General features: G+C 51.0%; 11 protein-coding genes. All 11 read left to right on the top strand.

The features are described 5' to 3' along the window. The first annotated feature begins 593 nt into the window (after positions 1 to 593). The 11 genes from WBG83_RS18150 to gltX all read left to right on the top strand — a co-directional run bounded on the left by WBG83_RS18150 (position 594) and on the right by gltX (position 13,039). Positions 594 to 1,055, top strand: a complete 462-nt coding sequence (locus WBG83_RS18150; protein WP_336746697.1) for a CtsR family transcriptional regulator — start codon at positions 594 to 596, stop codon at positions 1,053 to 1,055. 29 nt (positions 1,056 to 1,084) lie between these two features. Continuing rightward, entirely contained in the window at positions 1,085 to 1,597 is a 513-nt protein-coding gene (locus tag WBG83_RS18145) for a hypothetical protein (protein ID WP_336746696.1), read from the top strand. A gap of 93 nt (positions 1,598 to 1,690) precedes the next feature. Next, a complete protein-coding gene (locus WBG83_RS18140; RefSeq protein WP_336746695.1) occupies positions 1,691 to 2,752 on the top strand; it encodes a protein arginine kinase in 1,062 nt (353 codons plus the stop codon). A gap of 85 nt (positions 2,753 to 2,837) precedes the next feature. Beyond that, the gene (clpC, locus tag WBG83_RS18135; protein WP_336746694.1) at positions 2,838 to 5,282 is read left to right on the top strand and encodes an ATP-dependent protease ATP-binding subunit ClpC; all 2,445 of its coding nucleotides are present in this window, start codon (positions 2,838 to 2,840) and stop codon (positions 5,280 to 5,282) included. 185 nt (positions 5,283 to 5,467) lie between these two features. After that, the gene (radA, locus tag WBG83_RS18130) at positions 5,468 to 6,841 is read left to right on the top strand and encodes a DNA repair protein RadA (RefSeq protein WP_336746692.1); all 1,374 of its coding nucleotides are present in this window, start codon (positions 5,468 to 5,470) and stop codon (positions 6,839 to 6,841) included. 22 nt (positions 6,842 to 6,863) lie between these two features. Then, a complete protein-coding gene (disA, locus tag WBG83_RS18125) occupies positions 6,864 to 7,937 on the top strand; it encodes a DNA integrity scanning diadenylate cyclase DisA (protein WP_336746691.1) in 1,074 nt (357 codons plus the stop codon). A 110-nt stretch (positions 7,938 to 8,047) separates the two neighbouring features. Beyond that, positions 8,048 to 8,776: a CDP-diacylglycerol--serine O-phosphatidyltransferase gene (gene pssA, locus WBG83_RS18120; protein WP_336746690.1), complete on the top strand. Its 729-nt coding sequence runs from the start codon at positions 8,048 to 8,050 to the stop codon at positions 8,774 to 8,776. Positions 8,777 to 8,958: 182 nt separating this feature from the next. After that, positions 8,959 to 10,050 carry a PIN/TRAM domain-containing protein gene (locus tag WBG83_RS18115; RefSeq protein ID WP_336746689.1) on the top strand — a complete coding sequence of 364 codons (1,092 nt, stop codon included), beginning with the start codon at positions 8,959 to 8,961 and terminating at the stop codon, positions 10,048 to 10,050. Positions 10,051 to 10,339: 289 nt separating this feature from the next. After that, complete coding sequence (ispD, locus tag WBG83_RS18110) at positions 10,340 to 11,056, top strand: 2-C-methyl-D-erythritol 4-phosphate cytidylyltransferase (RefSeq protein WP_336746687.1); 717 nt, start codon at positions 10,340 to 10,342, stop codon at positions 11,054 to 11,056. After that, entirely contained in the window at positions 11,056 to 11,538 is a 483-nt protein-coding gene (gene ispF / locus WBG83_RS18105) for a 2-C-methyl-D-erythritol 2,4-cyclodiphosphate synthase (protein ID WP_336746699.1), read from the top strand. Before ispD ends, ispF begins: the two co-directional genes overlap by 1 nt. A gap of 46 nt (positions 11,539 to 11,584) precedes the next feature. Then, entirely contained in the window at positions 11,585 to 13,039 is a 1,455-nt protein-coding gene (gene gltX, locus WBG83_RS18100; protein WP_336746686.1) for a glutamate--tRNA ligase, read from the top strand. The last annotated feature ends 207 nt before the right edge of the window (positions 13,040 to 13,246 follow it).

Here is a 13,246-nt window from a genome sequence, read left to right as displayed (position 1 = left end):
TTCGTTCCAAGCAAGATTCGCCCTCTACTGACGCAGATTCATGGGCTTCTTAAGCTTGAGAACTTTTCACTGTCCAGATTAAATTGAAAGCAAATATTTGATTAAGTTCAATTCGCCCCCGATGGCTCCTCAAATGGTAGCAGATGTAGTGTATCCCCTAAACTTTCCCAAGGCTTACCTTGTTTACCTTGACTTATAGCTCGATCGGTCTAATTTCCTTCGGCTTGTGTTAGTGACATATAAATACGAGTTATGCCGGTTTGTTTTGCTGTATATTTTATAACTTACGATCCAGCACAATATTTGGTCAGTCGTTAGACAATAAGGAAAAGAACGAATGCCAATACTAAAGAAAATAGGTTGTCAGCGCTTAATGCGATGATAGCCGCGGCTTTAATCTTTATTACAAAATCATCTCAAGCGGGCACTTGCAAACTTCAGAAAATCAGTTATAATGTAATTAAAGTCAAAGAAAGTCAAAGTCAAATAAAAGGTGAAATAGCACTTGTGATTTTCTTTGTCCACCGATGCCCTGCCATTTAACGAAGCATCAAGGCCCGTGTCCACAATCTAATGATGGAGGCTGGATTGAGGTGCGAAACGTATCTGATATTATTGAACAATATTTAAAGCAGGTTTTGCTGCAAAGTCCTGAAGGATTGATTGAAATTCAACGAAATGATTTAGCCGAGCAGTTTCAATGTGTTCCTTCACAAATTAATTATGTAATTAGCACACGGTTTACGCTTGAAAAGGGCTTTCTTGTTGAAAGCAAGCGCGGGGGCGGGGGATATATTCGTATTCAGAAGGTGACCCTGCCCGGACAATCGGCCATACATGGGCATATTTTTAATACGATAGGCGATCGTATTGACCAGACTTCAGCGGAAGGACTTATTTATCAGCTGGCGGAAGGAAGGTTTATTACTTCACGGGAGGCTCGTTTGCTTCAGGCAGCCGTCTCCCGAGAGGTGTTGAATTTCAAGCTGCCGTTGCGGGATGAACTGCGGGCAAGGCTAATGAAGGCGATGCTGATTGCTTTACTCAGTAAATAACAGCTTATGCTAATAGGGAGGAGTAGGGAATGCTTTGTCAAGAATGCGGCAAACGGCCGGCTACCTTACATTTCACTAAAATAGTGAGCGGTGAAAAAACGGAATTTCACATCTGTGAAGTTTGTGCCAGGGAAAAAGGGGAGTTAATACCGGGTACGCCGGGGGGCTTCTCGATTCACAATTTACTTTCGGGACTGCTTGATTTCGATACTGGCGGGGCAAGCCAGAAGGCGCAGCCGCTGCGGTGCGACCATTGTGGTCTGACCTATGCACAATTTAGCAAGCTTGGACGTTTTGGCTGCAGCTCTTGCTACAAGCATTTTGCTTCCCGGCTGGACCCGCTGTTCAAGCGGGTGCACGGAAACATTGTACACAATGGCAAAATACCCAAACGCTGTGGGGGGCTCATCAAGGATAAGAAGGAGCTCGACCGTCTGAAGATGGAGCTGCAGCTTACAATAGAACGAGAAGAATTCGAACAAGCGGCCAATTTGCGAGATGAAATCCGGGATTTGGAGAAAAAAATTCAAAGCGCAGGGTAAACAATGAGCGGGTTTGTACTTTTCCAACGCGTGTGAATCCCAAGATCGCGTTACCGCAATTCGCTCTGCGATTAGAAAGGAGGAATCCGGGATATGACTTCCCGACGGTATATACAGGATGCGCTCAGCGAGTGGATGAAAGGCGAAGGTCCGGACGCTGACATTGTGATCAGCAGCCGCATACGTGTAGCCCGTAATTTACGTTCGTACCCGTTTCCAATGCTGGCTACAAATCAGCAGTCCAAGGAAGTGCTGGATCGGATTTCGGTCATTTTAAAGGAAAATGAGCTGGAGCAGCTGGGCCATTTTGAATTTATTCAACTCGATGAATGGGATGAATTGCAAAAGCGAGTTCTCGTTGAGAAGCATCTCATTAGCCCGAACTTGGCTGAAGAAGCTCGAAACGGCGCCGTTGCTCTCAGCGATAACGAATCCATTAGCATTATGGTCAATGAAGAAGATCATCTGCGAATTCAGGTGCTGGCGTCGGGCTTTCAGCTGAAGGAAGCATGGCATACCGCCAACCGGATCGATGATGTATTTGAATCGAGTCTGGACTATGCTTTTGATGAGAAGCGCGGTTACCTGACCAGCTGCCCGACGAATGTGGGAACAGGTATACGGGCGTCCGTCATGATGCATCTTCCGGCGCTAGTTCTTACCCAGCAAATTAACCGTATTTTATCTGCGATAACACAGGTCGGCCTGGTGGTCCGCGGGTTGTACGGGGAAGGCAGTGAAGCCACCGGCAATCTGTTTCAAATCTCGAATCAGATCACGTTAGGGCAGTCTGAGGATGAGATTATTGATAATCTGCATAGTGTAGCACGGCAAATTATCGAGCATGAGCGGGTCGCCCGCAAGAAGCTGATGCAGGAGTCCCGGCTCCGTATCACGGATCGCATCAACCGTTCTCTCGGCATTCTCTCTTATGCCGCGATTATGGACTCCAAGGAATCGGCCCAGCGGTTGTCAGATGTACGCCTTGGTGTAGACCTTGGTATTATCAGTCATGTCCCGATGCATACGCTGAACGAACTGACTATTATGACGCAGCCCGCGTTCATGCAGCAGCACGCTGGAGAGAAGCTTTCTCCTGAGGAGCGGGATGTGCGTCGGGCGGAGCTAATCCGTACAAGGCTGACGGGGACATAGCCGGAGGAAACCTTCTGTTGAAGTGACCAAATCCATTTTGTTCCTTTAAATTTTAAGCTATAATACAATCACGGAGGTGTTTCCCATGATGTTTGGCAGATTTACCGAACGCGCCCAAAAAGTACTGGCACTTGCACAAGAAGAAGCAGTGCGCCTCGGGCATAACAATATCGGTACAGAGCATATTTTGCTTGGCCTGATCCGTGAAGGGGAAGGCATTGCGGCTAAAGCGCTGGTTGCGCTTGGACTTGGCTTGGAGAAGATTCAAGATGAAGTGGAATCCCTCATTGGCCGGGGGCAGGAGCAACCGACCAACATTGCGTATACACCTCGCGCGAAAAAAGTAATCGAGCTGTCCATGGATGAAGCGCGCAAGCTTGGACATACGTATGTGGGTACAGAGCATATTCTGCTTGGTCTCATCCGTGAAGGCGAAGGTGTTGCCGCACGGGTGTTGAATAACCTTGGCGTTAGCTTGAACAAAGCGCGTCAGCAAGTACTGCAGCTCCTCGGCAGCAGCGAGTCTGTCTCTTCTAATCACGGTACGCCGGCTAATGTGAGTACACCGACGCTGGATGGCCTAGCACGCGATTTGACGGCTTATGCCAAAGAAGGCAACCTGGATCCCGTGATTGGACGTTCCAAGGAAATTGAGCGTGTTATTCAAGTGCTGAGCCGCCGCACCAAGAACAATCCGGTATTAATCGGTGAGCCTGGAGTTGGTAAAACAGCAATTGCCGAAGGACTCGCACAAAAAATCGTAAATAACGAAATCCCCGAAACGCTTCGAGACAAGCGCGTCATGACGCTCGATATGGGTTCTGTCGTGGCAGGCACGAAGTACCGTGGCGAATTCGAGGACCGTTTGAAAAAAATTATGGATGAAATCCGGGCTGCCGGTAACATCATTCTCTTTATTGACGAGCTGCATACCCTCATTGGGGCAGGTGGAGCAGAAGGAGCAATTGATGCTTCCAACATCCTGAAGCCGGCGCTGGCCCGCGGCGAGCTTCAGTGTATCGGTGCCACTACACTGGATGAATATCGTAAATATATTGAAAAAGACGCTGCGCTAGAGCGCCGCTTCCAGCCAATTAACGTTGATCAGCCGACACCGGAGGAAGCTATTCAAATCCTTCATGGTCTGCGTGACCGTTATGAAGCTCACCACCGCGTCAAAATCACCGATGAGGCGATTGAACAAGCGGTGAAGCTGTCGGACCGTTACATTACGGATCGGTTCCTGCCGGATAAAGCGATTGACCTTATTGATGAGGCGGGCTCGAAAGTGCGCTTGCGCTCCTTCACGATTCCGCCGAACCTGAAACAGCTTGAGAACAAGCTGGACGATATCCGTAAGGAGAAGGACTCTGCAGTCCAAAGCCAGGAATTCGAGAAAGCCGCTTCTCTCCGCGATACGGAGCAAAAGCTTCGTGAAGAGCTGGATACGGTGAAGAATGAGTGGAAGGAAAAGCAGGGCCGTACCGATTCCGAGGTTACGCCGGATGATATCGCACAGGTCGTTGCCAGCTGGACCGGGATTCCTGTAACCAAACTGGCTGAAGAAGAAACAGAGCGTCTGTTGAAGATGGAATCCATTCTTCATCAGCGTGTCATCGGTCAGGAAGAAGCGGTTAAGGCGGTCAGCCGTGCTATCCGACGCGCTCGTGCCGGACTGAAGGATCCGAAGCGTCCGATGGGCTCCTTTATTTTCCTCGGCCCGACAGGTGTCGGTAAAACAGAGCTGGCCCGTGCGTTGGCCGAATCGTTGTTCGGCGATGATAACGCCGTTATTCGTATCGATATGTCCGAGTACATGGAGAAGCACTCCACCTCCCGTCTGGTCGGGGCGCCTCCGGGATATGTCGGCTACGAGGAAGGCGGACAGCTGACTGAAAAAGTGCGCCGCAAGCCATATTCTGTCGTACTGCTGGATGAAATTGAAAAGGCGCATCCGGAAGTATTCAATATCCTGCTGCAGGTGTTGGAGGATGGCCGTCTGACGGATTCCAAAGGCCGCACGGTTGACTTCCGCAATACGCTGATCATTATGACCTCTAACGTAGGGGCCGAAATGATTAAGAAAAATTCTTCGCTCGGCTTCACAGCCGTAAACGATGCCGGCAAGGACTATGGCGTGATGAAGGATAAAGTAATGGGTGAGCTGAAAAAGAGCTTCCGTCCGGAGTTCTTGAACCGGATTGACGAAATTATCGTATTCCACTCGCTGGAGAAGGAGCATATTGCTGAAATCGTCAGCCTGATGTCCGATGAGCTGGGCAAACGCCTGAAGGAGCAGGAAGTGGAGTTCAAGTTGACCGACAAGGCCAAGGAATTCCTCGCCAAGGAAGGCTTCGATCCGACTTATGGCGCGAGACCGCTGCGCCGGGCCATCCAGAAGCATATCGAGGATCGGCTGTCGGAAGAAATGCTCAAAGGAAGTATAGCCAAAGGCGATTCTCTCACGATTGATGAGAAGGACGGAGAATTGGTTGTACTCCGCAATGAGGTAACACTTACCCAGTCGTAATATAGGGCGTTAAAGCTCGATTTACCGCCAAGCATACGGGGAAATACCGCTAGTCGCACAGTGACTGACGGTCCCGTATGCTTTTTTTTCTTATGCGGAGGGGAAAGGGTTTCCTTGCAGCCGCTGGAATGGTAAAATTTGAAATGCAGCTCGAATGTGAAACGGAAAGAAAGGGTAAGCTGTCCATGGCGAAAGTAAAAACGAAGTTCGTATGTCAGGAGTGCGGATATGAATCCGCCAAATGGCTCGGGAAATGCCCGGGCTGTATGGCGTGGAATACGTTTGTGGAAGAAACGGAGGCACCGGCTGTCAAAACCAAGGGAGCCGCTTCGGCGTTTATCCATAAGAAAGAAAAGCCGTCCTCCATCATAAATATAGAAAGTAGTCACGAAGCAAGAATCAGTACACTGATTCCGGAGCTGGACCGTGTACTCGGGGGCGGTATTGTTCCCGGCTCGCTTATTTTAGTTGGCGGAGATCCTGGGATCGGCAAATCAACCCTGCTGCTTCAAACCTCTCACGCTCTTACCCGCAGCGGATTAAAAGTTCTCTACATCTCCGGGGAAGAATCGGTCCGCCAAACGAAGCTTAGGGCTGATCGCCTTAATGCGTTATCGGAACATTTGTTCGTTTTGTGTGCGACCAATTTGGTTAACATGGAAGAAGCAATAGAGCAGATCGAACCGGATTTTCTGGTAATCGATTCTATTCAGACCACCTTTCATCCGGATATCACCTCTGCACCGGGAAGTGTGGCGCAGGTTAGGGAGTGCACCGCCCACTGTATGCGGCTGGCGAAGCATAAAGGAATTGCTACGGTCTTAGTGGGACATGTTACCAAAGAGGGAGCTATTGCGGGACCGAGGCTGCTGGAGCATATGGTGGACTGCGTGCTTTATTTTGAAGGTGAACGGCATCATGCTTATCGGATGCTGCGGGCCGTCAAGAACCGGTTTGGCTCAACGAATGAAATCGGTATTTTCGAGATGCAGGAAGCAGGTCTGAAGGAAGTGACCAATCCGTCGGAGCTGTTTTTGTCTGAACGTCCTTTGGGTGTAGCCGGCTCGATTGTGGTAGCCAGTATGGAGGGGACGCGGCCGGTGCTAGTAGAGATGCAGGCGCTCGTCGCAGCTACCAACTTCCCCAGTCCGCGCCGAATGGCGACGGGGGTTGATCATAACCGCTTGTCGTTGATTATTGCCGTGCTGGAGAAGCGGATGGGCTTTTTCCTGCAAAATCAGGATGCTTATCTGAATGTGGCCGGAGGCGTGAAGCTCGACGAACCGGCAGTCGATTTGGCGATTGCCATCAGCATTGCCTCCAGCTTTCGGGATCAGCCGACACAAGCCTATGATGTTGTGTTCGGTGAGGTCGGGCTTACAGGTGAGGTACGCGCTGTGTCGCGAATCGACGCACGGGTGAAGGAAGCGAAGAAGCTTGGCTTCAAGCGTGCGATCGTGCCGGATAAATGCCTGAAGGGCTGGAATCCGCCCAAAGGGATTGAGGTTATTGGGGTTAGTACCGTAGCGGAAGCGTTAACCGCGGCGTTCGGAAGATAAGCGGCCAAGGAGGGCAAACAGGATGAAAGATGAACATCGGGACATGCTCAGCCAAATATTGAAGCTGGTGGCGCCAGGTACGCCGTTTCGGGAAGGGCTGGAAAACGTACTGCGGGCGAAGACGGGGGCGCTGATTGTCGTCGATTGCAGTTCGGAGGTAATGGAATTGGTGGATGGCGGGTTCACCATCAATTGTGATTTTACACCGAATAATTTGTATGAGCTGGCCAAGATGGACGGTGCCATAATTTTGAGCGGCGATGTAAAAAAAATACTGCACGCCAATACGCAGCTCATTCCGAATCCCTCCATTCCTTCAACTGAAACCGGGATTCGGCACCGGACGGCGGAGCGGGTGGCGAAGCAGACGGGAAGACTGGTCATTTCCATCTCCCAGCGGCGTAATATCATTACCCTGTATCAAGGCAATTTGCGCTATGCGCTTAAGGATATCGGCGTTATTTTGGCCAAAGCCAATCAGGCCATACAAACGCTGGATAAGTATAAGGTCGTCCTCTCCCAGGCATTTATCGACCTCGGAGCCTCTGAGTTTGAGGAGCTGGTTACCCTTCAGGAAGTTTCCAACGTAGTACAGCGGGTCGAAATGGTGATGCGGATTCAGTCTGAAATTATGCGGTATATTAATGAACTGGGGACCGAAGGGCGTCTAATCAGCATGCAGCTGGAGGAGCTGGTGGCGAACATTGAAGAGGATGCTTATTTGCTTCTGAAGGATTATTGCCGCGAGCCGTCCGAAGAGAAAATCAAAGAGATTCAGAACGGCTTAAAGAAATTGAATTCTGATGAGCTTCTAGATTTGCAGCATATCGTCCGGCTTCTGGGATACCCTTATACGAATACGATTCTGGATGAATCGGTTGCGCCTCGGGGCTTTCGGATTTTGCACAAAATCCCCCGTCTGCCGTCGGTTATTATCAATAATCTGGTCGAGAAGTTTCAATTCCTGCCTTATATTACCTCGGCTACCATTGAAGAGCTGGATGAAGTTGACGGAATCGGTGAGGTGCGGGCACGTACAATTAAGGAAGGATTAAAGCGGATTCAGAAACAATTGTTCATTGACAGACATATTTAATTAAAATACAATCATAACGTAGTTGTATGAAGAAAGTGTGAAGAGAATCTAAAGATTTGGTAAGTATTTTTTGATCTGGGGCATAGTAAAAACAGAGGTGGATAAAACATATGATAACTAAGTCCATTCCCAGTCTGTTCACAGTCGGCAATCTGTTCCTGGGAATTATCGCGATCATTTTGGTGTTCAATGATAATGCCCAGTTTGCTGCTATTATGGTCATTATAGCGATGCTGCTGGATGGCCTCGACGGACGGGTGGCCCGGGCGTTAAACGCCCAAAGCGAATTCGGCAAAGAGCTGGATTCCCTTTCTGACGTCATTTCTTTTGGTGTGGCACCGGCATTTATTATGTATGTGGTTGCTTTTCAGGACATGAATAATGCCACTAGCTGGATTGTAACGGCAATATTCCCGATTTGCGGAGCATTGCGTCTTGCCAGGTTTAATGTTGTGGACGGAATTCCAGGATACTTTATCGGGCTGCCGATTCCGGCGGCAGGGGGGATTCTGAGCACGCTTGCGCTGTTCCACAACGAGCTTCCTCCTTATGTACTGTTTATCAGTACGCTGCTGCTGTCCTATTTGATGGTCAGCACCGTGAAATATCCCAATTTCAAGAAGCTGGGCCTGCCGAAAGCGGCTTTATGGGTAACGCCGGTCATTGTTGTTGCCGCGGTCGTCGTCGGCTGCTTGTACCCAAGCATCTCGTCTAAGCTGATCTTTATCCCATTGCTGCTGTACGCGCTGTACGGATTAAAAAAAAACGTTAGGCTGCTGTTCTTCTTCCGGAAACGCCGCAATCGCGAGCAATCGCGTGAGGAGCACAAGCATATTTAGCGGGAATACGACTTGGCCTGTATGCAATTGAATAAAGGTTGCCAAATAAAAAGCATTTATTTTCAGATCATGAAAATAAGTGCTTTTTTTGTTGTCCAAATTATGATTAGCCGAAGGGAAAATGGTTCATAATTGTAAAGAGAAACCAATTTGTTTCTGGATTTTTGGAGGTGAGTCAAACAGTGAATAGAGTAAAATGGCAGCTGCTGTTTGCGGCACTCGGAGCGCTGATCGGCTATCAGTGGAGCCATGTTGTAGGTCAAGGCTTCCGGGAGCTGCTTGCTCCGGTTATGCAAATCGGCCCGCTCGGCGGGGAAACGCTGTGGATTATGGGGGTTTTCGCAGGACTGCTGTATTTTGGCGGAATATGGGTTGCCGAATGGACCGCGCGGAAGCTGCGCCGCTGGGAAGAGTGGCTGGGGACGCTGCCGTTTCCCGATTTAAGCGGAGGAATCATTGGACTTATCATGGGATTACTTATCTCGCTCCTGCTGCTTCCCGCGTTGACCAAGGTAGCGTGGATCGGGGGCATGCTGACTCTGGGCGTGACTCTGGTGCTGGGGTACAGCGGGTTCCGTATCGGCTACACGAAGCAGGCGGAGCTGTTTGCGCTGGCGCCGGGCCGGTCCGGGGGCAAGGAAGAAGGGGAAGCGCCGCCGCATCCCCGCGAGCATAAAATATTGGACACCAGTGTCATTATTGACGGGCGCATCGCTGACATTTGTAAAACCGGCTTCATTGAAGGTACGCTCGTAATTCCGGAGTTTGTGCTTGAAGAGCTGCAGCATATTGCAGATTCCTCGGATTTGCTGAAGCGGAACCGCGGGCGGCGGGGGCTCGATATTTTGAACAAGATTCAAAAAGAGCTCGATGTGAAGGTGCTTATCTATGAAGGGGATTTCGATGAAATCTCCGAGGTCGACAGTAAGCTGGTTAAGCTGGCCAAGCTGCTGCAGGGTAAAGTCATCACCAATGATTTCAACCTGAACAAGGTGTGTGAGCTGCAGGGCGTATCCGTTCTCAACATTAATGATTTGGCGAATGCCGTGAAGCCGGTCGTTTTGCCGGGTGAGGAAATCGTCGCACAGGTGATTAAAGACGGCAAGGAGCATGGACAAGGCGTTGCTTATTTGGATGACGGCACCATGATCGTCGTTGAAGGCGGCCGCGACTTCATTGGAGCTACGATTGAGGTGCTGGTCACCAGCGTCCTGCAGACCTCCGCCGGTCGGATGATTTTTGCCAAGCCCAAACTGTTGGAAAAAGCACAGTAAACCTGTATAGTAGTATCTGACATGGTACTGGCCGGGATAACGAGAGGCCTGTGACAAGAACCGGGACCGGTATGAGTAGGGTGTTGCCATATTGATATCGTCCTGCAGTTCAGAAGCGCACCGGGCCTGGAAACGGATTATCCCTGAATATAAGAAGCAGGCAGCCTTTGTGCTGCCTGCGCTTCTTTATTCAATCTGGGGAGCAGGATTGTTGCTGATGCATGAGCAGGAAGCCTGCTAGCCTGTTTAGAGGCCGATAAGTCAGAATGCAGGCAGGGGAGTCGGATTCATGGGGAGCATAGGCGTTATCGTCGTTGCCGCCGGCAGGGGATCGCGGATGGGCACGGCGGAGAGCAAGCAATATTTGCTGCTGAAGGAAAAACCGATTGTGGTGCATACCCTAGAGGTATTCGAACGTATTGCTGAGGTAAGCTCGGTTGTTCTTGTTGTCGGCGCGCAGGATGTGGAGCGCAATGAAGCGTTTGTGCGGCAATATCGGCTGAGTAAAGTGAAGGCTGTGGTCGCCGGCGGCCGAGAGCGGCAGGAGTCCGTTTATTTCGGCTTGCAGGCGCTTCCTGCTCGTCTGGAATGGATTCTGGTGCATGATGGCGTACGCCCGTTTGTTCAGGAGGCCGACGTGCTTCGCTGCTGGCGGAAGGCGCGGGACACAGGGGCTGCGGTGCTGGCTGTGCCGGTGAAGGATACCATTAAGGTTGTAGATGCGGGTGGAGAAATCCGCTCGACCCCTGACCGTTCCAGCTTGTGGGCGATCCATACGCCGCAGGCTTTTCGCGCTGATTGGCTGCGAGATGCCCATGAACAGGCGAGGGAACATTCGTTCTTGGGGACGGATGATGCTATGGTTGTGGAGCGGGCCGGGCACACAGTGCATGTGGTGGAAGGCAGCTACACGAATGTGAAAATTACGACGCCGGAGGACCTTCAGCTTGCAGAATGGCTGTTAAGCGCAAGGCAGACTGAAACTAAGGGAGAGGAAACGAAATGATGATTCGCGTAGGACAAGGGTATGATGTGCATCAACTGGTGGAAGGGCGTAAGTGCATTATCGGCGGGGTGGACATTCCGTTTGAGAAAGGGCTGCTGGGCCATTCCGATGCGGATGTGCTGCTGCACGCGGTGAGCGATGCAGTGCTGGGCGCCGTGGCGCTGGGCGATATCGGCAAGCATTTTCCGGATACGGATCAGGCCTATAAGGATGCGGACAGCTATCAGCTGCTGCTGGACGTTTGGAAGCTGGTGAAGGAGCGGGGCTACAAGCTGGGGAACATTGACTGCACGATCATTGCACAGCGGCCCAAAATGGCGCCTTACGTCCCTCAGATGGCGGAGCGGATCGCGGCTGCCCTCGAAGCGGATGTCTCTCAGGTGAACGTCAAGGCGACCACAACGGAGAAGCTTGGTTTTACAGGCAGGGAGGAAGGAATCGCCGCTCAGGCTGTTGTCTGCTTAATTCAACATGTGCTATGATAACGTCAATATTGGGGTCGATTGCTGAGAGGAGAACTGTGAAATCATGTCTACATCGTTTCGTGTAAGATATGCCCCGAGTCCGACCGGGCATTTACATATCGGCGGGGCCCGTACAGCCCTGTTTAATTACTTGCTGGCGCGCAAGCAGGGCGGTTCTTTCATTGTCCGCTTTGAGGACACCGACCAATCCCGGCATGTAGAGTCCGGGATTGACAATCAATTGGACGGCTTGCGCTGGCTGGGCGTAGATTGGGATGAAAGCGTTGATGTCGGCGGAAGCTACGGTCCGTACCGTCAAACGGAACGACTTGGCCTGTATCAGCCATTTATAGACCAACTGCTTGCCGCAGGGAACGCGTACCGTTGTTACTGTACAGAGGCGGAGATTGAGGCGGAGCGGGCGGAGCAAGAAGCGCGCGGGGAGACGCCCAAATACGCCGGCAAGTGCCGCAGCCTGACCGAGGATGAGCGCCGGGAACTTGAGGCGCAGGGCCGCAAGCCATCGATTCGTTTCCGTGTTCCGGAAAACCGTATTGTGGCCTTCGAGGACCGTGTCCGCGGGCATGTCGAATTCGAATCGGACGGGATCGGCGATTTTATTATTGTCCGTCCCGATGGCATTCCAACCTATAACTTTGCTGTTATTCTCGATGATCATTTGATGGACATCTCGCTTGTTATCCGTGGCGAAGAGCATTTGTCCAATACTCCTCGGCAGCTGATGATGTATGAAGCGCTCGGGCTGCAGGCGCCGGAGTTTGCGCATTTGTCCATTATCCTAAACCCGGATCGCAAAAAAATGAGCAAACGCGACGAATCAATCGTGCAGTTTATTGCACAGTACAACTCGTTAGGCTATTTGCCGGAGGCGATTGTCAATTTCATCGCTCTGCTCGGCTGGTCACCCGGCGGCGAGGAAGAGATATTTACCAAGGAAGAGCTGATCGCCCAGTTTGACCTGTCCCGTGTCTCCAAGAGCCCGGCTGTATTTGATATGGACAAGCTGAACTGGATGAACAACGCCTATATTAAAAAAGCGGATCTTTCCCGCATCGTTGACTTGTGCTTGCCGCAGCTTCAGAAGGCGGGCCGGCTGCCGGAGCAGCTGGATGAAGCGCAGCGCGAGTGGGCGGTGAAGCTGATTGGCCTATATAAGGAGCAACTGAACTTCGCTGCTGAAATTGTCGATAAATCGGAGCTGTTCTTCCGTGACGGACAGGAATATGACGAAGAAGGCCGGGCCCTGCTCGCTGAAGAGCATGTTCACGCTGTATTGTCCAGCTTCAAGAATCAGGTGGAGCAGGCTGCGGACTATACCACCGATTCGATGAAGGCGCTGCTGAAGGCTGTTCAGCAGGAAACCGGCTATAAAGGAAAGCAGCTGTTCATGCCTGTCCGGGTGGCCTTGACCGGTCAAATGCATGGACCTGATTTGAACGAAACGCTGTACTTGCTTGGAAGAGGCCGCGTGCTGGCTCGACTGGCCAACCTGCTGTAGCGGCAGGTCTTGAAGGAAGGTGCAACTTTTTTGTTTGTACAAGATTGCAGTAGGATTGCAGTAACGCTCGTAGACTGTAGAGTGGTTCATCTGTTATACTGTATGGAAGAATGAAAAGCATTGATCAGGAGAGTACGATAAAGGCTGAATTCCCAGAGAAGACAACCGGCATGAAGGTGCCGAGCTGGAAGTTGTCCAATTCACTTT

The sequence above is a fragment of the Paenibacillus sp. y28 genome (genome assembly GCF_037137075.1).
Taxonomy (GTDB): domain Bacteria; phylum Bacillota; class Bacilli; order Paenibacillales; family NBRC-103111; genus JBBBNV01.
The sequence above is the reverse complement of the archived record's forward strand: the minus strand, read 5'-3'. Positions and strand labels throughout refer to the sequence as shown.